We start from the raw sequence: 19308 nt of genomic DNA, 5'->3' as shown, positions 1-19308 counted from the left end.
AGGGGGCATGGCCCGCATGCATCTAGAGCTCTCGGGGCTGACCAAGAGCTTCGGCTCCCTGGTCGCCAACGACCACATCGACCTGGTGATCGAACCGGGCCAGATCCACTGCCTGCTCGGCGAGAACGGCGCCGGCAAGAGCACTCTGATGAACATGCTCTACGGGTTGCTGCAGCCCGACGCCGGCGAGATCCTGATCGACGGCGAGAAGGTCGCGATCCACTCGCCCAGCGACGCGATCGCGCAAGGTATCGGCATGGTGCACCAGCATTTCATGCTGGTCCCGGTGTTCACCGTCGCCGAGAACATCATGCTCGGGCGGGAGTACACCCGCGCCGTCGGCGTACTGGATCGCAAGAAGGCGGACGCGCTGGTCACCGAGCTGTCCGAGCGGTACGGGTTCGAGGTCGACCCGGAGGCGCTCGTGGAGGACATCCCGGTCGGCGTGCAACAACGGGTGGAGATCATCAAGGCGCTCGCCAACAACGCCAGGGTGCTGATCCTGGACGAGCCGACCGCGGTGCTCACCCCGGCCGAGATCGACGAACTGATCGCGGTGATGCGGCAGCTGAAGGAGAACGGCACCTCGATCGTCTTCATCACCCACAAACTCAAAGAGGTCAAGGCGATCGCGGACACGATCACCGTGATCCGCCGCGGCAAGGTGGTCGGCAGCGCCGAGCCGTCGGCCACCGAGGAGGAACTCGCCGAGCTGATGGTCGGGCGCGCGGTCGACCTGGTGGTCGACAAGGACCCCGCCACCCCCGGCGACACGGTACTGCGGGTCGAGGGCCTGACGGTGATCGACGAGCGGGGCTTCACCGCCGTCGACGGCGTCGACCTGGAGGTCCGGGCGGGCGAGATCCTCGCCGTGGCCGGTGTCCAGGGCAACGGTCAGACCGAGCTCGCCGAGGCGCTGCTGGGGCTGACCCCGATCGCCGCGGGCCGGATCTCGCTGGACGGCAACGACCTGACCGGCCGGACCACGCGCGATCGGCTCGACGCGGGCATCGGGTACATCCCCGAGGACCGCGCCCACGACGGGTTCGTCGGCTCGTTCAGCGTCGCCGAGAACCTGGTGCTGGACATGGCCCGCCGCGCGCCGTTCGGCAAGGGCCTCTCGCTGCGGACCGACGAGATCGAGAAGAACGCGCAGGAGCGGGTCGAGGAGTTCGACATCCGCACCCAGTCCACCGACCTGGCCGTCTCGTCGCTGTCCGGCGGCAACCAGCAGAAGGTCGTGCTGGCCCGCGAGCTGTCCCGGCCGCTGAAGCTGCTGGTGGCCTCGCAGCCGACCCGCGGTGTGGACGTCGGCTCGATCGAGTTCCTGCACACCAGGATGGTGAAGGAGCGCGACAACGGCACCGCGGTGCTGATCGTCTCCACCGAGCTGGACGAGATCGCCGCGCTGGCCGACCGGGTCGCGGTGATGTACCGCGGCAAGGTAGTCGGCGTCGTACCGGCCGACACCCCCCGTGACGAGCTCGGCCTGATGATGGCCGGCGCCTCGAAGAGCGAGGCCGAGGTCGTGGCAACCGAGAACCCGACGACGTTGGGAACCATCTAGATGAGCAACGACACGGCCACAGAGCCGGAGCAGACACCGGTTCCCGCCGGGCCGGCGAAGGAGTCCGGCAGCGGCCTGCCGAACTGGGCGGTCCAGGGGCTGGTCTCGCTGAGCGCGATCGTGCTGGCGCTGGTGGTCGGCGCGATCCTGATCATCATCGGCGACGACGACGTGACGGCCGCGGCCGGCTACTTCGGCGCGGCACCGATGGACACTATTTCTGCGGCGCTGACCGCGGTCGGCGAGGCCTACAAGGCGCTGTTCCTCGGCGCGGTCGGCGGCGTCGATCAGATCGCCGAGTCGTTGACCCAGGCCACCCCGCTGATCTGCGGCGGCCTCGCGGTCTCGCTGGCGTTCCGCGCCGGCCTGTTCAACATCGGCGCCCAGGGCCAGCTGATCATCGGCGCGATCTTCGCCTCCTACGTCGGCTTCACCTGGGACCTGCCCCCGGGCCTGCACCTGCTGGTGGCGGTGATCGCCGGTCTGATCGGTGGTGCGCTCTGGGGTGGCGTGGTCGGCGTGCTGAAGGCTCGTACCGGCGCGCACGAGGTGATCGTCACGATCATGCTCAACTATGTCGCGATCTACCTGCTGGTGTGGTTGCTGACCACCACGACGTTCAAGCGGCCCGGCCGCGACGATCCGATCAGCCCGATCGTGAAGCCGAACGCGCAGTTCCCGCAGTTCGGTGACACCCGGCTGCACGCCGGTTTCCTGCTCGCCTTGCTGGCCGCCGTCTTCGTCTGGTGGCTGCTGAACCGCTCGACCGTCGGCTTCGAGCTCCGCGCGGTCGGTGCGAACGCCGACGCCTCGCGGACCGCGGGCATGTCGGTGGGCCGGGCCTACGTGATCGCCATGGTGATCGCCGGTGCCCTCGCGGGGCTGGCCGGCAGCCAGCAGGTGCTCGGCACCGACCTGCCATTGACCGACGGCGTCGCCGCCACGATCGGCTTCGACGCGATCACCGTCGCCCTGCTGGGCCGCGGTACTCCGCTCGGCACCGTGCTGGCGGGCCTGCTCTTCGGCGCCCTGAACGCCGGTGGCCTGCAGATGCAGTTGCAGACCCAGACGCCACTGACCCTGACCACCGTCCTGCAGGCCGTGATCGTGCTGTTCGTCGCGGCCCCGGCGCTGGTGCGCTCGATCTTCCCGTTCCTGCCCAAGGAACGCGGAGCCGGCGCCGTCCTCGCGAAAGGTTGGAACGGATGAGCGAGACGACCACCACTCCCGACACCGTGCGGGTGCCGGCACCGGCCGCGATCGAGGCTCCGGCCGACCGGACCCGGCGGTTGCGGGTCGGCAGCCTGATGCTGGTGTTCGCGCTGATCGGCCTGCTGCTGGCGATCTTCACCAACGGTGGCAAGGCGACCTTCCAGCTGGTCTCCGGCGATCTGCAGAACAACCTGTTCGGCGTACCGGCCCAGGCGACCGCCCTGATCCTCGGGATCCTCGGCGTGATCGCCGCGGGGGCGTACGTGCTGCGCCGGGTCCCGCAGTCGTACTCCGGCTACCTCGCCACCCTGCTCGGCATCTGCTTCATCGGCTCGTTCCTGTGCTGGGCGGCGGCGGGTAAGACCTTCCCGCTGGCCAACCAGTTCCAGGGCACGCTGAACTTCGCCACCCCGCTGATCCTCGGCGCGCTGGCCGGGGTGCTGTGTGAGCGGGCCGGTGTCATCAACATCGCGATCGAGGGCCAGTTCCTGGTCGGAGCCTTCACCGCGGCTGTCGTCTCCAGTACGACGGGCAGCTCGGCGGCGGCACTGATCGCGGCCGCCCTGACGGGTGTCCTGATGGCCGCGCTGCTGGCGGTCTTCTCGATCAAGTACCTGGTGAACCAGGTGGTCCTCGGCGTCGTCCTGGTGGTCTTCGCCTCCGGCATCACGGGCTATCTGTTCGACCAGTTCCTGCAGGAGGACGCGGCGAACATGAACACGCCCGACGTGCTCTCGGCCGTGAAGATCCCGCTGCTGGGCGACATCCCGTTCTTCGGCCCGATCCTGTTCAACCAGACGATCCTGGTCTACCTGACCTACATCGCGGTCGCGGTGGTCACCTTCGTGCTCTTCGAGACCCGCTGGGGTCTTCGGGTCCGCTCGGTCGGCGAGCACCCGAAGGCGGCGGACACGGTCGGCATCAGGGTCAAGCGCGTCCGGTACTCCGCGGTCCTGTGGGCCGGGGTGCTGGCCGGCCTCGGCGGCGCCTTCTTCACCGTCGGGTACGCCGGCTCGTTCAGCAAGGACATGACGGCCGGCAACGGGTTCATCGCGCTGGCCGCGCTGATCATGGGCCGCTGGAACCCGATCGGGGCGATGGTGGCCGCGCTGTTCTTCGGCTTCGCCACCCAGCTCCAGTCGCAGCTGCAGATCATCCAGACCCCGATCCCGGGCGAACTGTTGCTGATGGCCCCCTACCTGGCGACGATCATCGCGGTCGCCGGCCTGGTCGGCCGAGTCCGAGCCCCGAAGGCAGACGGTGAGCCCTACGTCACCGAGTAGCCCCAGAACCCCGGCTCCCGGCCCGGACCCGGCTGCGGGTGGTCGGGTAGGGGATGCTAGTGGGGTGGACGTTGATTGGGGTGTGCTGCGAGCAGCGGCTGTCGCCGCCATGCGGCGGGCGTACGCGCCGTACAGCGGATACGCGGTGGGTGCGGCGGCGCTGGTCGACGACGGCAGGATCGTTGCCGGGTGCAACGTGGAGAACGCGTCCTACGGGCTGACGCTGTGCGCGGAGTGCGGGGTTGTATCGGCGCTGCACAGCACCGGGGGCGGCCGGTTGGTCGCGTTCACCTGCGTGGACCACAACGAGGAACTGCTCACTCCGTGTGGGCGGTGCCGCCAACTGCTGCACGAGCACGGCGGTCCGAACCTGCTGCTGGAGTCCGCCGACGGCAGCCGGCCCCTGCGTGAGCTACTGCCCGACGCCTTCGGCCCCGAGAACCTGGAGAAGTGATGTCATTCGACGCCGTCGACGTGATCCGGACCAAGCGGGACAAGGGCGAGCTGAGCGACGAGCAGATCGACTGGGTGATCGACGCCTACACCCACGGGGCGGTCGCGGACGAGCAGATGTCCTCGCTCGCGATGGCGATCCTGCTGAACGGGATGAACCGGCGCGAGATCGCCCGCTGGACCGCGGCGATGATCGCCTCCGGGGAGCGGATGGACTTCGCCAAGCTGTCCCGGCCGACCGCGGACAAGCACTCGACCGGTGGCGTCGGCGACAAGATCACGTTGCCGCTGGCCCCTCTCGTGGCGGCCTGCGGCGTCGCGGTGCCGCAGCTGTCCGGCCGGGGACTCGGCCACACCGGCGGCACGCTGGACAAGCTGGAGTCGATCCCGGGCTGGCGCGCGGCGCTCTCGAACGACGAGCTGATGCAACAGCTCGAGGACGTCGGCGCGGTGATCTGCGCGGCAGGCGACGGCCTGGCGCCGGCCGACAAGAAGCTTTACGCGCTGCGTGACGTGACCGGCACGGTCGAGGCGATCCCGCTGATCGCCAGCTCGATCATGAGCAAGAAGATCGCCGAGGGCACCGGCGCGCTGGTGCTGGACGTGAAGGTCGGCACCGGCGCGTTCATGAAGGACCTGGCCGACGCCCGTGAGCTGGCCGAGACGATGGTTGCTCTGGGCACCGATGCCGGCGTGAAGACCGTCGCACTGCTCACCGACATGTCGACGCCGCTCGGCCTGACCGCCGGGAACGCCTTGGAGGTCAGGGAATCCGTCGAGGTGCTGGCCGGTGGCGGTCCCGCCGACGTCGTCGAGTTGACAGTGGCCCTGGCCGCCGAGATGCTCGCCGCGGCCGGTGTCACGGACGTCGATCCGGCCGAGAGGCTCCGCGACGGTACTGCGATGGACGCCTGGCGCAGGATGATCGCGGCCCAGGGCGGCGACCCCGACGCCGACCTGCCGGTGGCGCCGGAAAAGCACGTGGTGAAGGCGCAATCCACAGGTGTCCTCAGTGGTTTGGACGCCCTGGCTGTCGGGGTTGCCGCCTGGCGTCTGGGCGCCGGTCGCGCTCGCAAGGAAGACCCGGTCTCCGCGGTCGCGGGTGTCGAAATGCACGCGAAGCCGGGTGACCAGGTCTCCGAGGGTCAGCCTCTGCTCACCCTGCACGCGGACGACACCAGCCGCTTCGACCGTGCCCTGGAGTCCCTCGCCGACGCAATCCAGATCTCTGCCGCCTACACCCCGACGCCGTTGGTGATCGACCGCATCACCGCCTGAGCGCGAGGCCGGCAGGACTCAGCCGGACTTGCGGGCGAGCCGGTCTTTCTGCTGTTTGGCGAGGGTGGTGATCAGCGCGGTGTCTGGGGTGGGAGTGTCCTGCAGGCTGCCGGTCTGGCGGATGGTGAGGTCGACGACGAGAGTGCCGACGACGAAGGTGGTCTGAGCGACCGCCTCCATCTGGTCCGACGAGCCGACCACTTCCACCCGGGCATCGGTCAACGCTCCCGGAACACCCGGTACGGCGAACGAGCGGCTGTGCACGTCCTGCTTCCAGAAACCCTGCCGGAGGTCGGCCGCCTTCGCCCTGGAGCCGGTCTTGAAAAGTTGCAGGGTGAAGCGCTTCTGCCGGTCCGGGCTGACCCGGAACACCTGGTATCCCTCGCCGAAGGACGCGTTCAGCAGCAGCGCCCGGTCCACCGCCGGCATCGGCGACAGGGTGTCGAGGTACAACTCGGCGGTGAACGGCCCGCTCAGCTGCTCAGGATCCGCTGCGGTGCTCTTCAGATAGCCGCTCGGTACGACGACCAGGGGCGCCAGGCTGCTGCTCGGCACTGCCTTGGGAGCAGCCGTCGGCGCGGCGGGTGCGACCTGCACCTGGGTGGTGGTGGCCCCCGCGTTGCTCCCGCACCCGGTCAGCCCCAGCACTCCGACGGCCAGCACTCCGACGTACAGCACAGCGGCAACACCAGGCGCGTGACGCCTCACGATTCCTCCGCCAGTCCAGGGGGTGACGGCGAGAGCCCACCAGACCAAGGTGAACACCAGGCAAATCCTGACCAGTCCGCGGACACACAGAGCGAGCTCAGGCCCGCCGGGATCACTCAGCGTTGGCAGCCGACAGCAGTGCGGTGATCCGGCGCCGGGCCGGCTTCGGATGCAGGGGCTCGCACCCGGCGTCGATGCAGCGCTTGACCACCCGCGGGTCGTCCTTCAACAGCAGCAATCCCCGCCGCAGCAGGGTGAACGGCGGCTTGCGGTGCTCCCGCAGATCGCGCTGGAACCGGCGGACGAAGGTGACGAGGCGGTGGTGGTAGACGCAGATCGCCGCGGCCAGCAGGCCACGATCGCGCAGTGCTCCGACGATCTGGTCGGCAAAGATGCCCTCGGCAATCACCAGCGGTGATCCGTCCGTCACCACCGGCCGATGCCCGATGGTCGCGTCCACCGCGATGTCGTACACCGGCATGTCCGCGGACCCCGTCGTACAAAGGGTCTCCAGCGCTGCGACCGCCCGGTCGGCGTCCCAGGAGCCCGGGTCGTCCCAGTCCACGATTCCCAGCGGGGACCGGGGCATCGCGGCATCGTCGCCGTCGCGATAGAAGTCGTCCAGCCGGACCACCGGCAGCCCCACCAGTTCGGCCAGCCGGGACTTCCCGGCCCCCGAAGGCCCCGCCAACAACACCACCCGCGCGCTCACCGGCGCCATTCTTCCTCACCCTGGGGCCCTGCAACGGCATGAGGTCAGGTGAAGAGCGCCTGGTGGAGGGAGGTGTCGTGGGTTAGTTGCTTTTCGCCCGGGTCCTGACGGGTACGGTGGCCCAGACGGCACCGGTGTTCCTGACCGGGTTCGTCACCAGCCAGGGGCTGTTCCTGGCCAAGGTCTGCGCGGCGGCGCTGGTGGTGTCGCTGCCGGTGCTGATCGCCGGATTCGCCGCCCAGGACAAGCTGGTCCAGGGCCTGTCGCTCGGGGCCGTCAAGTGACGGAGGACATCTTGCAGAAGCTCAGTTCCGACACCGTGGGCGCGCTCGGCGACCAGGTCGGCGCCCCGCGGTACGACCGTACGGCGGTCCGTCCCGGCATCGTGCACTTCGGGGTCGGCGGGTTCCACCGGGCCCACCAGGCGATGTACCTGGACCGGCTGATGAACGACGGGAAGGCGCTCGACTGGGGGATCTGCGGCGTCGGCGTGCTGCCGCAGGATCGCCGGATGGACGACGTGATGTCGGCGCAGGACAGCCTCTACACGCTGGTGCTCAAGCACCCCGACGGGACCCTGGAGCCGCGGGTGATCGGCTCGATCGTCGACTACCTGTTCGCCCCGGACGACCCGGAGGCGGTGCTCGCGCGGATGGCCGACCCGGCCACCCGGATCGTCTCGCTGACGATCACCGAGGGCGGGTACAACGTGCACCAGGTGACGGGTGAGCTCGACACCTCCGACGAGGGTCTCGCCGCCGATCTCGAGCCCGGGGCCACGCCGGTGAGCGTGTTCGGGTTCGTCATCGAGGCGCTGGCCCGGCGGCGCGCGGCCGGAGTACCGCCGTTCACGGTGATGTCGTGCGACAACATCCCGGGCAACGGTCAGGTGGCACGGAAGATGCTGACCTCGTTCGCGCGGCTGAAGGATCCCGAGCTGGCGGACTGGATCGAGCGCGAGGTGCGGTTCCCGAACTCGATGGTGGACCGGATCACGCCGGTCACCGCGGACGCCGACCGGGAGGCGCTGGCGGAGCACTTCGGGATCGAGGACGGCTGGCCGGTGGTCTGCGAGCCGTTCACCCAGTGGGTGCTGGAGGACGACTTCGGCGGAGACCGGCCGCCGTACGAGGAAGTCGGCGTGCAGTTGGTGGAGGACGTCGAGCCGTACGAGCTGATGAAGCTGCGGCTGCTGAACGCGAGCCACCAGGCGCTGTGCTACCTGGGGTACCTGGCCGGCTATCGCTATGCCCACGAGGTCTGCCAGGACAAGCTGTTCGTGGACTTCCTGCTCGCCTACATGGACGAGGAGGGGACTCCGACGTTGCCGCCGGTGCCGGGGGTGGACCTGGATCGCTACAAGCAACAGCTGATCGAGCGGTTCGCCAACCCGGAGGTCCGCGACACCCTCGCCCGCCTCTGCGCGGAGAGCTCGGACCGCATCCCGAAGTGGCTGCTGCCCGTCGTCCGCGAGCAGCTCGCCGCCGATCGCGGGATCGACCGGGCCGCGCTGGTCGTCGCCGCCTGGGCCCGGTACGCCGAGGGCACCGACGAGCAGGGGGAGCCGATCGAGGTGGTCGACCGGCTGCGCGACAAGCTGGTCGAGCGCGCCCAGCACAATCGCGAGGAGCCGCTGGTCTTCGTCTCCGACCCCGACCTGTTCGGCGATCTCGCGCAGGACGAACGGTTCGTTCGGGCCTACACCTCGGCGCTGTCGTCGTTGCACGAGCGAGGAGCCCGGGCGACGCTCGAGGCCCTGGCTGCTGACTGAGCGAGCTTGGGTGGGAGCGGTTACCGTTGGCCCGAGCCTGCCGCTCTGAGAAGAAGGGCCCAACATGAGTCAGCAGAGACTGGTCGCAGGAGTGGACTGCTCCACCCAGGCGACGAAGGTCGTGGTCGTCGACGCCTCTACCGGCGAGGTACTGCGGGAAGGCCGCGCGCCGCATCCCGACGCCACCCAGGTGGACCCGGCCGAGTGGTGGAAGGCCTGGGAGATCGCATCCGACGGCCTGCTCGACGGTGTCGAGGCGATCTCCGTGGCAGGTCAGCAGCACGGCATGGTCCTGCTGGACGGCTCTGGTGAGGTCGTCCACCCGGCAGTCCTCTGGAACGACACGAGCTCGGCCGACGCAACCCAGGAGCTGGTCTCGGAGCTTGGCGGCCCGGAGGCATGGGCTGCTGCGACCGGGTCTGTGCCGGTGCCGAGCTTCACCGTCACGAAGCTGCGGTGGGTTCGCAGCGCTGCCCCGGATGCCGCGGCCCGAGCCGCGGCTGTGGCGCTGCCGCACGACTGGATGACCCACAAGCTGGCCGCCGATCGCTCGGGCATCGAGGACCTCACCACCGACCGCGGCGACGCCTCCGGCACCGGCTGGTGGTCGCCGACCTCCAACTCCTACCGACCGGATCTGGTCGAGCTCGCCTTCGGCCGGCCGCTGACCCTGCCACGGGTTGCCGACCCGGCCGAGATCGTCGGCCGGACGTCGACCGGCATCGCCCTGGCCGCCGGCACCGGCGACAACATGGCCGCCGCCCTTGGCCTGGACCTCCAGCCCGGCGACGTCGCCGTCTCCCTCGGAACCAGCGGTACCGCGTTCGCCAGGTGCGCCGAGCCGACGACGGACCCGAGCGGTTTCGTCGCTGGTTTCGCCGACGCAACCGGTGGTTACCTGCCGTTGGTCTGCACCCTGAACGCGGCTCGCGTCCTGTCGGCGACCGCCCAGCTCCTCGGCATGGAACTCGCCGAACTCGACGAGGCGGCGCTGGGGTCGCCGGGTAGCGCCGGACTGGTGATGCTGCCGTACCTAGACGGCGAGCGGACCCCGGACCTCCCGCACTCCACCGGCCTGATCTACGGACTCACCCGGGCCACCGCGCAGCCCGCGACGATGGCCCGCGCCGCGGTCGAAGGCATGCTCTGCGGCCTCGCCGACGCCGTGGACGCCCTCCGCACCCAAGGCCTTCCCGTCCACCGAGTCCTCCTGCTAGGCGGCGCGGCCCGCTCACGCGCAGTACAGGCCTTTGCTCCTGCTCTGCTCGGAGCCCCAGTCGTGCTGCCGGAGCCCGGCGAATATGTGGCGCTGGGTGCAGCCCGCCAGGCCGCGTGGGCCCTCACCGGCGAGCTCCCCATCTGGGACGTCGCCACCGGCAAGCCCGAATCCTCCGTCATGACAGATGCCGAGGCCACCCCCGTCCGCGAGCAATATGCCGCAGTACTAGCCGGCACCCGTCCGTTGCTCGCCGCGAACAAGGACTGGTCCTGACCCAAACGGAACGAGCAGGCAGCGGTCGACGTCGACTTGCTGTGAAACCACGAGTTCGCAGCAAGCGGCGGTTCACCTTCGACCTCGAAGGGGTCATGTGCTTTGTGGCGGCGCTGGTCCTCGCCGGCCTCGGGGTGGCTGAAAATCTGGACACGTACTGGCTCGGCCAGCGTGGAGAAGTCGTGACAGCCACGGTGCTGGACGAGTACGGAGGCAAGACGACGCGCATCGACGTCCGCTATGTGACCAAGGCCGGACAGACCATCGAGAACGACACGGCGAACTATCTGGAGGCCGAGGTCGGGAAGCAGATCCTGGTCGTCTACGACCCGGAGAATCCGTACCGGATGCAGGCGGCCGACTGGGGCCTCGACTATTGGCTCGGTGGCCTGTGGTTCGTCGGTGTTGTCTTCTTCGCCTGCTTCGGCGTAACACGACTCTGGCCGAGGACCTGACCCGCGAGCCTCGGCAGAGTGGCAATACCGCCTTGGCGGGCGGCTCGCCAGCTAGTGGCGGGGGCCGAGGGGGTCTTCGGTGGGTGGGGTGGGGCTGCGGCGGGTGGTGTTGGTGAGGGAGCGTTCGGGGAGCCAGAGGATGAAGGTGCTGCCGACGCCTACCTCGGAATGGAGGGCGACTGTGCCGCCGTGGGATTCGACGATCTGGCGGACGATGGCGAGGCCGAGGCCGGCTCGGCGTTGGCCGGTCGAGGCGACGGCCGGGGGTGGTTGGCGTTGGCCTGAGCGGAAGAAGCGGTCGAAGACGCGGTCTGCGTCCTCGTCGGCGATTCCCGGGCCCTCGTCGCGGACGGCGATCCAGGCCCAGCCGCTGCGGCTTCCGACGGCCAGGACGAGCTCGCTGCCGCCGCGAGCCAGCCGGACCGCGTTGGAGAGCAGGTTGTCCACCGCCCGGCGGAGCGCCTGGGCATCTCCGGCGGCGATCGGCCCGGGCGCGAGGCGGCGTACCAGGTGGAGTTCGCGATCGGCCGCCAGCAGGGCGTATTCCTCGGCTGCCTCACCAGCGATCGCGGCCAGATCCACGTCGGCGTCGACGAAGGCGGGGGACGAGCGGCGGGCCGACGCGAGCAGGTCCTCGACCAGCCGGGTCATCCGCTGGATCGCGCGGCTGACGATCGCGGTCGCCTGCGCGCGATCATCCGGCGGGGTGTCGTCATGCGCCAGTACCGCGTCGACGTTGGCCTGGATCACCGCCAGCGGGTTGCGGAGTTCGTGGGAGGCGTCGTCGACGAGTTGCCGCTGGGCGACGAAGGCGGACTCCAGCCGGCCGAGCATGTCGTCCACGGTGTCGGCCAGGTTGCGCAGTTCGTCCCGCGGTCCCTGCAGCGCGATCCGCCGGGACAGGTCGGTGGCCGAGATGTCCTGCGCCGTCGCGGTGATCTGCCGGACGGGCCGGAGCGCGCGACCGGACAACCACCAGCCGGTGCCGAGGCTGACGAGGAACAGCGCGCCCATCCCGGCGGCGGAGTAGTTCCTCAACGTCTGCAGGGTTTTGTAGTTCACCGCGGACTCGATGCTCGACAACTCCGCGGCCTGGAAGGTCTGACCCTCCTTGGCCTTCAGGTTGCCCTCGTGGTCGCGGTAGACCTTGTTGACCGTGATCGGGTCCAGCGGCGTCGGATCGAGGTAGGCCGACAGCGCGAAGTACAGGCCGCCCAGCACGAGCGCCGACAGGCCGATCAGTACGGCGGAGTACGCGACGGTGAGCCGGAAGCGGATGGTCTGGGTCCACGGCGGGAGCTTCATGTGTCACCTCTGAGCCGGTAGCCGCGCCCGATCACCGTTTCCAGCAAGGGATCCTCGCCGTCCAGGGTGAGTTTGCGCCGCAGCGTCCCGACGGTCACCCGGACGCTCTGGGTGAACGGGTCCGCGTTCTCGTCCCACACGTGCTCGAGCAGTTCCTCGGCCGACACGACGTGCCCGGGCCGCGACATCAGATACCGCAGTACGCCGAACTCCTTCAACGTCAGCGGCAGTTCCCGGCCCGCGCGGGTGGCGAGGTGGCGCGAGCTGTCCAGCACCAGGTCGCCGACGTGCAACTGGGTGGTCCCGTTCGTCACGTCCCGCCGGAGCAGCGCGCGGATCCGTGCCAGCAACTCCACCAGGGCGAACGGCTTCGTCAGGTAGTCGTCGGCGCCCTCGTCGAGCCCCCGGACCCGGTCCGCCAGCGAAGCCCGCGCGGTCAGCATCAGCACCCGCAACTCCCGCCCGGACGCCACCTCGATCTCGCCCCGCCGTACCGCGCGGCACAGGTCGAGGCCGCTCGTGTCGGGCAGGGTGATGTCCAGGATCGCCAGGTCGTACGCCGTGGTCGCGAGCTTCTCCATCGCCACGGCGCCGTTCTCGGCCGTGTCCACGGCATAGCCGGCCCGGCCCAGTCCCGAGCGCAGCGCGCTGACCAGACCTTCCTCGTCCTCCACCACCAGTAATCGCACCAGACCAAGGTAGCCGCGCGGATCGCAAGTCCCGGTGAGCTCTTTCGGCGGACTTTCGCTCTGCTTTCCGGTCGTTTTCGGGCCCTCCTGATGATCTGGAACCCATCAACCTCAGTCAGAAGGAGTTGGCATGAACCTCCCCGGCAAACGTCTCCTGCTCGGTACTGCGGTCGCCGCCGCCGCGCTCGGCGTCGGCGGCATCGCGTATGCGGCCGGCAACGACCCGGCGCCCGAGCAGGGCTATGTGACCATCGAGGACGGCGCGACTACCCCGAGTCCCGGCGCCGACCCGAGCACCGGGCCCGGCCAGAACGGCAGCGGCGCCCAGCGTGACGGCCGCGACTGCCCCGAGAAGAACGGCTCAGGCACCGAGAGCCCGGGCGCCGAAGGATCCCAGCCGACCCAGCCCGAGCAGAGCCAGGCCGACCCGCAGGACAACGCATGACCGCAGTGCTCGAGCGCGCCCTTTTCGAGGTGAAGCGGGTCGTCGTCGGCCAGGACCAGTTGGTGGAGCGGATGCTCGTCGGCCTGCTGGCCCGCGGTCACTGCCTGCTGGAAGGTGTTCCCGGCGTCGCCAAGACGCTCGCCGTCCGGACGCTCGCGGAGGTGATCGGCGGCCGGTTCGCCCGGCTGCAGTTCACCCCCGACCTGGTCCCCGGCGACATCGTCGGCACCCGGATCTGGCGCCCGTCCGCCGAGGGCTTCGACACCGAGCTCGGTCCGATCTTCGCGAACCTCGTGCTCGCCGACGAGATCAACCGGGCGCCGGCGAAGGTGCAGTCGGCGTTGCTCGAGGCAATGGCCGAGAACCAGGTCAGCATCGGCGGCGTCAGCTACCCGCTGCCCGAGCCGTTCCTGGTGCTCGCCACCCAGAACCCGATCGAGTCCGAGGGTGTCTACGCGCTGCCCGAGGCACAGCGGGACCGGTTCCTGCTGAAGATCACGGTCGACTACCCGACGCCGATGGAGGAACTCACCATCCTGCAGCGGATGAGCTCGCATCGGCCGCACGCCAACGCAGTACTCACTCCTGCGATGGTCACCGAGTTGCAGGAGGCAACGGAAGACGTCTTCGTGCACAACGCCGTCGCGGAGTACGTCGTCCGGCTGGTCCACGCGACCAGGGCTCCGCAGCAGTACGGGATCGACGATCTCGGCGGGGTGCTGGACTTCGGGGTGAGCCCGCGGGCCACGCTCGGCCTGGTGGCAGCCGGTCGCGCCCTCGCACTGCTGCGGGGCCGGGACTACGTGCTGCCGGCCGACGTGTACGACGTTGCGCACGACGTGATGGCGCATCGTCTGGTGCTGACGTTCGACGCGCTCGCGGACGGGGTCGACCCGCGGGCAGTGGTGTCGAGGGTGCTGCACACCGTTGAGCAGCCGCACGTCGTACCGGCGGACGACACCCCGGGCGTCAACACGGCTCCCGGCTTCGATCCCACCGGCGGTGCCCAGGGGTCGGCGGCATGACGGGTCCCGACCTGCTGGCCGGGCGGGAGCGGGCGCTGCGCTCGCTGGAGCTGTCGGTGAAGCGGAAGCTCGAGGGCTTCCTGCACGGCGACATCACTGGCCTGCGCAGCGGTCCGGGCAGCGAGCCGAACGAGGCCAGGCCGTACCAGGCCGGCCAGGACGACGTCCGCCGGATGGACTGGAACGTCACCGCCCGCTCGCTCGAACCGCACGTCCGCGCGCCGCTGGCCGAGCGGGAGCTGGAGACCTGGGCCCTGGTGGACGCGTCCGCCAGCATGGACTTCGGCACCGCGCTCAGCGAGAAACGGGATCTGGCCGTCGCCGTCGTCGGAGCCGTCGGGTTGCTCGCGGACCGCCCCGGCAACCGGCTCGGCGTACGTGTTGCCCTGGGCAACGAAGTCAGGCGGATCCCGGACGTCGGCGGGGTGGCGGCGCTGCGGCGTACCTTGCGCACGCTGCTGTCCCTGCCGCGGCCGGAGCCGGGGGAGCACCCGGTCACCGATCTCGGCCACGCGATCAGCCGGCTGAACCGGGAGCATCCCAGGCCAGGGTTGCGAGTGGTCGCATCCGACTTCCACGGCGAGGGCTGGGCGGATCCGCTGCGCAGGTTGGGCGCGCGGCACGAGGTGATCGCCGTCGAGATCCTCGACCCCCGCGAGCTCGAACTCCCCGAAGTGGGCCTGCTGACGCTGGTCGATCCCGAGACCGGCCGGCGACGCGAGGTCCAGACCGGCAGGAAGCGGCTGCGCGAGCGGTACGCCGCGGCGATGGCCGAGCAACGCGCGCAGACGGCCCAGGCGATCCGTGCCGCCGGCGCGGCCCACCTGGTACTGCGAACCGACACCGACTGGGTCCGCGACGTGGCCGCCTTCGCCACCGCACGCCGCCGGGCCCACACCCGCCGAACGCCTCGAGGGAGGACCGGTATCCGATGAAATTCGAGCAACCCCTGTGGCTCTGGCTGCTACTGGTGGTCGCGGCGCTCGTCGTGGCCTACCTGGTCGCACAACGCCGCCGCAGCAAATACGCCGTACGGTTCGCGACGCTGCCGATGCTGGAGAAGGTGGCGCCGCGGCGGCCCGGCTGGCGACGGCATGCGCCCGCGCTCGCCTTTCTGGCCGCGATGACCGTCCTGACCATCGCGATCGCCCGGCCCGTCACCGATGTCCGGGTGCCGCGGGAACGGGCCACCGTCGTGGTGGCGATGGACATCTCGAACTCGATGGCCGCCACCGACGTCGAGCCGAACCGGTTCGAGGTGGCCAAACAGGCCGCGACCGAGTTCGTGAACGACCTGCCCGAGCAGTTCAACGTCGGCCTGGTCTCGTTCGCCCGTACTGCGAACGTGGTGACGCCGCCGAGCACGAACCACCAGGCCACCGTCGACGCGATCAACGGGCTGACCCTGACCGACAGCACCGCGATCGGCGAGGCCGTGATGACGAGCCTGCAGGCCGTCCGGTCGCTGGACGCCGATGCGGCCGAGGATCCGCCGCCGACCCGGATCGTGCTGCTGTCCGACGGTGGCAACACCTCCGGCCGGCCTGTCGAGGAGGCCGCCCAGGCGGCGACGGAGGCCGGCGTACCGGTGTCGACCATCGCCTACGGAACACCGGAGGGCACGGTCGACATCGAAGGCCGGTCCATCCCGGTCCCCGCCGACACCGAGTCCCTGCGGGGGCTGGCCGAGGCGACCAGCGGTTCCTTCTACGCCGCGGAGAGCGACGAGGAACTGCGCGACGTGTACTCCGATCTCCAGTCGTCGATCGGCTGGACCACCGAGGAACGCGAGATCACCAACCTGGTGGCGGGAATCGCCCTGGCCGCGGCCCTGCTGGCCGGCCTGGCGTCGCTGCTCTGGTTCTCGCGTCTGCCCTAGTGCTGTACGTCAGGAGCCTGCTGTGAGCCCACATCTCGGTCAACCCTTCCGCGGGCCGCACTACCAGCCCGGACCACCGCCGGCGGCCCCGCCCCAGCCACCGCCCGCCGGTATCCCCTTCCCCGTCACCCCGGCCTCCGCCACGCCGGCACCCCCCTCTCCGGCCGCGGCACCTCAGGCCGGGGTGACGGCCCCGACCCCGGTACGCCGTACCGGGCGGGTGCTGGCGACCGGGATCGCGTTGTCCGTCCTGGCGGGTGGACTGGCCGGCGCCGTGACGGGTGGCGCCTTCGATACGCCGGCCACGGGCGCACCGGTGGAACTGCCGCAGGCCTCGGCTCCGTCGGGATCGGGTTCGTCGATCTCCTCAGCCGCGGCGGCGGTGCTGCCCGGCGTGGTGTCGGTCCGGGCGGGTCGGGCGACCGGCTCGGGTTTCGCGATCGACCGGCAGGGACACGTGGTCACGAACGCCCACGTGGTGGAAGGAGCGAGCAATGTGTCACTGGTCCTGTCGAACGGGCGCTCGCTCGACGCCGACATCATCGGGGTGGACTCGAACAACGACCTGGCCGTCCTCCAGGTCAGCGGTGACACCTCGGGCCTGCGGGCGCTCACGCTCGGCCGGTCCTCGGAACTCCGGGTGGGCGACCCGGTGCTCGCCGTCGGCTCACCCCTCGGGCTGGAGGGAACGGTGACGGCGGGCATCGTCAGCGCGGTCAACCGCCAGGCCCGCTTCGGCGAGAGCGGCACCCGCCAGACGGCGATCCAGACCGACGCCGCCATCAACCCGGGCAACTCCGGCGGCCCGCTGGTCAACGCGGCCGGCCAGGTGGTCGGCGTCAACACCGCCATCGCCACCCTCGGCACCTCCAGCCGCTCCGGCAACATCGGCATCGGCTTCGCCATCCCCGTCGACCGAATGACCACAATCGTCAAAGGCCTGATCGACTGAGCCATCAATGCAGCAGGGCCCGCAGACTCCTTTGTCCGCAGGCCCTGCTGTGCCGATCCTGGGCCGGTATCGGCCGAATCGGGGCTACTTGACGCTGACGCCCAGGGCCACGGAGACGCCGGCCGCGTGCTGCTTGGTCGCGGGTCGGTAGACCCGGACCGACCAGGCGCCCGCACTCGGGTAGGCGTAGGCGAGGCGGGCGATCCGGCTGGTCGGGACCGCGACACTCTTCACCGTGACCCACTTGGTCGTGCCGGACTTGCGAACCTGCAGTTGCGCGAGCGCGCCCGCGTCGTACGGGTTCGCGAGCACCTCGTAGACGACGGCCTTCCCGCGGGTCGCGGCGCGCGGAGCGAGACGCCAGCCGACGGTGGCGCCGGAGACCGCGCTGATCGCCGGGGAGACCGTCGTTTCAACCGGTACGGACGACAGCATCACGGCCCGGAACGCACCGTTCGTGGTGCTGGTGAAGGGGACCGAGGCGATACCGCCGGCCACCGTCTTCGCGGAACCGACCGTCACCCAGCGAGTGGTCCCGACAGCCAGGCGCTGCAGGGAGACAGTGATACCGGCCGGAGCCGCTGCCCAGGTGTTGAGCCTCGCCGAGTCCTGGACGACCACCTTCGCCGTACCGCGAGCGCCGTACGGGACGGCGGGAGCGCGGACGGCGGCGCGCCGGGCGGAGTAGACGGTGGCCGCGACCGGGATGTTCCGGGTGTGGCCGTCGCTGGTGTTCAGATAGACGGTGAACGTGTTCGCCCCGGCTCGCCGAGGGGTGACCGCGGCGGTGGTGCGCAGGCTCGGGAGCAGCTTGAGCGTCGAGCACCACGAGCCGACCTCGAACGCGTCGGCGCCCGCCGGACCGCTCAGGCCCAGCGCACAGCTGTCGAACTGCCGCCCGGCCGGCGGGTCGGCGGTCAGCGTGACCGTCGACTTGCGGCCGACCACGAGCTTGGGCGCGACGACAGTGGCCTGGGAGTCCGCGATCACCACGATGGTCCGGGTGGTCGGCGTCCCGATCACGCGGCCGGCCGGGTCCAGCAGGCGTAGCGCCACCTGGTGGCTGCCGACGCCAAGCGCGGGCCCTTCCACGTAGAAGCCCGACTGCGCCATGGTGCCGGGCTTCTGCCACTGCCCCGGGCCCCAGCCCGGGAGGAGGAGCACCGAGCGCTCGACGCCGTCGACGGTCGCCTTGGCGATGTCCGGCTTGCTGCCGCTCAGCAGCGGCCCCTGGACTGTCAGGTTGCCGCTGATCGCCCCGGTGCCGATCTGGGGGCGTCCGTCCCCGTGTCGAAGATCGCCGGGTTCGTGTGGTTCACGCGGACGTCGAGTCGCCGGCCTTCGCCGTACAGCCCGTCTGTGCCGCGGGTCCGGCTGTGCAGCTCGTAGAACCCGTTCGGGACGGCGGTGAGGTCGAGGCTGAACACGGCGTCGTGCCAGACGCCCCGGGTGACGGTGAACGCCGCCGACTCCGTGACGAGTGCGGTGCCCGCGAGGTCGCGCAGCCGGACCTCGGCGACGGCGTCACCGGGGTCGTTCGAGGCGCTGACCCGGAAGTTGCCGATGGCATCGACCACGGCGTCCTCGTACAGCTGGCCGTCGCGGACGTGCCGCATCTCGGAGATCGGCACCGGGCCGGGGAAGTACACCGTGCCGCCGCCGTACGTCGTGGCGTCGGCGGTGGTCAGCTTCGCGGTCAGCAGGACCGAGCCCAGTCGCGGGTGGTCCCAGTCGCCGATGTGCAAGGTGACGGTGATCTCGCAACCGGCGTCGCAGCTGCCCTCGGGGATGTCGGCGGCCCCGCTGATGTAGTACCCGAGAGAGACGTCGACGCGGCCCGAGGTCGCGCCACCAAGGTCGACGGTCATCTTGACCGGAACGTCGCCGAGCGGGTTGGTGCTCTCGGCAGCCGGGCTGATCACCGTCACGGACGGCTCACCTGCGGTCTGGGCCTCTGCTTCGGCTGGTGCGAGGTGCACGACGGCCGCGGTCAGGCCGATAGCCGCCAGGACGGCCGGCGCGATGAGGCGGAATGACGGACGCAACAGAACCCCCAGGAGATACAGGCGGGGAGAACCGGTG

At 70.2% G+C, this 19308-nt stretch carries 20 protein-coding genes; 14 read left to right on the top strand and 6 right to left on the bottom strand.

Annotated elements, in window-relative coordinates; genetic code table 11:
- The first annotated feature begins 16 nt into the window (after positions 1–16).
- The 5 genes from EV648_RS15100 to EV648_RS15080 all read left to right on the top strand — a co-directional run bounded on the left by EV648_RS15100 (position 17) and on the right by EV648_RS15080 (position 5793).
- Entirely contained in the window at positions 17–1567 is a 1551-nt protein-coding gene (locus EV648_RS15100; protein ID WP_132292258.1) for an ABC transporter ATP-binding protein, read from the top strand.
- On the top strand, positions 1568–2776 hold the full coding sequence (locus EV648_RS15095) for an ABC transporter permease (RefSeq protein ID WP_132290939.1): 1209 nt from the start codon (positions 1568–1570) through the stop codon (positions 2774–2776).
- Complete coding sequence (locus EV648_RS15090) at positions 2773–4062, top strand: ABC transporter permease (RefSeq protein WP_132290937.1); 1290 nt, start codon at positions 2773–2775, stop codon at positions 4060–4062. The genes EV648_RS15095 and EV648_RS15090 overlap by 4 nt, the downstream gene beginning before the upstream one ends.
- A 64-nt stretch (positions 4063–4126) precedes the next feature.
- Complete coding sequence (locus tag EV648_RS15085; protein WP_132290934.1) at positions 4127–4516, top strand: cytidine deaminase; 390 nt, start codon at positions 4127–4129, stop codon at positions 4514–4516.
- Entirely contained in the window at positions 4516–5793 is a 1278-nt protein-coding gene (locus tag EV648_RS15080) for a thymidine phosphorylase (RefSeq protein ID WP_132290931.1), read from the top strand. The genes EV648_RS15085 and EV648_RS15080 overlap by 1 nt, the downstream gene beginning before the upstream one ends.
- An 18-nt stretch (positions 5794–5811) precedes the next feature.
- Here EV648_RS15080 and EV648_RS15075 read toward each other — a convergent pair whose 3' ends face one another.
- Positions 5812–6501 carry a hypothetical protein gene (locus tag EV648_RS15075; protein ID WP_132290928.1) on the bottom strand — a complete coding sequence of 230 codons (690 nt, stop codon included), beginning with the start codon at positions 6499–6501 and terminating at the stop codon, positions 5812–5814.
- A gap of 112 nt (positions 6502–6613) precedes the next feature.
- On the bottom strand, positions 6614–7213 hold the full coding sequence (locus EV648_RS15070) for a uridine kinase (protein WP_132290925.1): 600 nt from the start codon (positions 7211–7213) through the stop codon (positions 6614–6616).
- Positions 7214–7299: 86 nt separating this feature from the next.
- Here EV648_RS15070 and EV648_RS15065 point away from each other — a divergent pair, with 86 nt between their 5' ends.
- From EV648_RS15065 to EV648_RS15050, 4 genes are all read left to right on the top strand, one after another.
- Complete coding sequence (locus tag EV648_RS15065; protein WP_241995198.1) at positions 7300–7497, top strand: hypothetical protein; 198 nt, start codon at positions 7300–7302, stop codon at positions 7495–7497.
- 11 nt (positions 7498–7508) lie between these two features.
- Positions 7509–8984, top strand: a complete 1476-nt coding sequence (locus tag EV648_RS15060) for a mannitol dehydrogenase family protein (protein ID WP_132290922.1) — start codon at positions 7509–7511, stop codon at positions 8982–8984.
- Between the two features lie 64 nt (positions 8985–9048).
- Entirely contained in the window at positions 9049–10476 is a 1428-nt protein-coding gene (gene xylB, locus EV648_RS15055; protein WP_132290919.1) for a xylulokinase, read from the top strand.
- A 41-nt stretch (positions 10477–10517) separates the two neighbouring features.
- Complete coding sequence (locus EV648_RS15050; RefSeq protein ID WP_132290916.1) at positions 10518–10931, top strand: DUF3592 domain-containing protein; 414 nt, start codon at positions 10518–10520, stop codon at positions 10929–10931.
- A gap of 51 nt (positions 10932–10982) precedes the next feature.
- Here the strand turns inward: EV648_RS15050 and EV648_RS15045 are convergent, their stop codons facing one another.
- Positions 10983–12236: a cell wall metabolism sensor histidine kinase WalK gene (locus EV648_RS15045; RefSeq protein WP_132290913.1), complete on the bottom strand. Its 1254-nt coding sequence runs from the start codon at positions 12234–12236 to the stop codon at positions 10983–10985.
- The gene (locus EV648_RS15040; protein ID WP_132290910.1) at positions 12233–12925 is read right to left on the bottom strand and encodes a response regulator transcription factor; all 693 of its coding nucleotides are present in this window, start codon (positions 12923–12925) and stop codon (positions 12233–12235) included. Before EV648_RS15040 ends, EV648_RS15045 begins: the two co-directional genes overlap by 4 nt.
- Before the next feature lie 130 nt (positions 12926–13055).
- Between EV648_RS15040 and EV648_RS15035 the strand changes: the two genes are divergently transcribed.
- From EV648_RS15035 to EV648_RS15015, 5 genes are read left to right on the top strand one after another with little or no spacing between them, the layout of a single operon-like run.
- Entirely contained in the window at positions 13056–13370 is a 315-nt protein-coding gene (locus EV648_RS15035; protein WP_132290908.1) for a hypothetical protein, read from the top strand.
- Complete coding sequence (locus EV648_RS15030) at positions 13367–14395, top strand: MoxR family ATPase (protein ID WP_132290905.1); 1029 nt, start codon at positions 13367–13369, stop codon at positions 14393–14395. The genes EV648_RS15035 and EV648_RS15030 overlap by 4 nt, the downstream gene beginning before the upstream one ends.
- Positions 14392–15330: a DUF58 domain-containing protein gene (locus EV648_RS15025; protein WP_132290903.1), complete on the top strand. Its 939-nt coding sequence runs from the start codon at positions 14392–14394 to the stop codon at positions 15328–15330. Before EV648_RS15030 ends, EV648_RS15025 begins: the two co-directional genes overlap by 4 nt.
- On the top strand, positions 15327–16274 hold the full coding sequence (locus EV648_RS15020; RefSeq protein ID WP_132290900.1) for a VWA domain-containing protein: 948 nt from the start codon (positions 15327–15329) through the stop codon (positions 16272–16274). Before EV648_RS15025 ends, EV648_RS15020 begins: the two co-directional genes overlap by 4 nt.
- A gap of 22 nt (positions 16275–16296) precedes the next feature.
- On the top strand, positions 16297–17226 hold the full coding sequence (locus EV648_RS15015; RefSeq protein ID WP_132290897.1) for a S1C family serine protease: 930 nt from the start codon (positions 16297–16299) through the stop codon (positions 17224–17226).
- 84 nt (positions 17227–17310) lie between these two features.
- Here the strand turns inward: EV648_RS15015 and EV648_RS15010 are convergent, their stop codons facing one another.
- Both EV648_RS15010 and EV648_RS15005 read right to left on the bottom strand, forming a co-directional pair.
- Complete coding sequence (locus EV648_RS15010; protein ID WP_132290894.1) at positions 17311–18390, bottom strand: hypothetical protein; 1080 nt, start codon at positions 18388–18390, stop codon at positions 17311–17313.
- 74 nt (positions 18391–18464) lie between these two features.
- Complete coding sequence (locus EV648_RS15005) at positions 18465–19271, bottom strand: hypothetical protein (RefSeq protein ID WP_132290891.1); 807 nt, start codon at positions 19269–19271, stop codon at positions 18465–18467.
- Positions 19272–19308: the final 37 nt, after the last annotated feature.

Origin of the sequence: Kribbella sp. VKM Ac-2568 (assembly GCF_004345365.1) — a bacterium.
In the GTDB taxonomy this organism is placed as follows: domain Bacteria; phylum Actinomycetota; class Actinomycetes; order Propionibacteriales; family Kribbellaceae; genus Kribbella; species Kribbella orskensis.
This window is presented reverse-complemented; position numbering and strand designations above follow the sequence as displayed.

Bases quoted from the DNA above. Each gene is read 5' to 3' on its own strand.
- EV648_RS15095 (WP_132290939.1), top strand. From the start codon at position 1,568: ATGAGCAACGACACGGCCACAGAGCCGGAGCAGACACCGGTTCCCGCC.
- EV648_RS15025 (WP_132290903.1), top strand. From the start codon at position 14,392: ATGACGGGTCCCGACCTGCTGGCCGGGCGGGAGCGGGCGCTGCGCTCG.
- EV648_RS15090 (WP_132290937.1), top strand. From the start codon at position 2,773: ATGAGCGAGACGACCACCACTCCCGACACCGTGCGGGTGCCGGCACCG.
- EV648_RS15030 (WP_132290905.1), top strand. From the start codon at position 13,367: ATGACCGCAGTGCTCGAGCGCGCCCTTTTCGAGGTGAAGCGGGTCGTC.
- EV648_RS15080 (WP_132290931.1), top strand. From the start codon at position 4,516: ATGTCATTCGACGCCGTCGACGTGATCCGGACCAAGCGGGACAAGGGC.
- EV648_RS15045 (WP_132290913.1), bottom strand. From the start codon at position 12,236: ATGAAGCTCCCGCCGTGGACCCAGACCATCCGCTTCCGGCTCACCGTC.
- EV648_RS15035 (WP_132290908.1), top strand. From the start codon at position 13,056: ATGAACCTCCCCGGCAAACGTCTCCTGCTCGGTACTGCGGTCGCCGCC.
- EV648_RS15020 (WP_132290900.1), top strand. From the start codon at position 15,327: ATGAAATTCGAGCAACCCCTGTGGCTCTGGCTGCTACTGGTGGTCGCG.
- xylB (WP_132290919.1), top strand. From the start codon at position 9,049: ATGAGTCAGCAGAGACTGGTCGCAGGAGTGGACTGCTCCACCCAGGCG.
- EV648_RS15100 (WP_132292258.1), top strand. From the start codon at position 17: ATGCATCTAGAGCTCTCGGGGCTGACCAAGAGCTTCGGCTCCCTGGTC.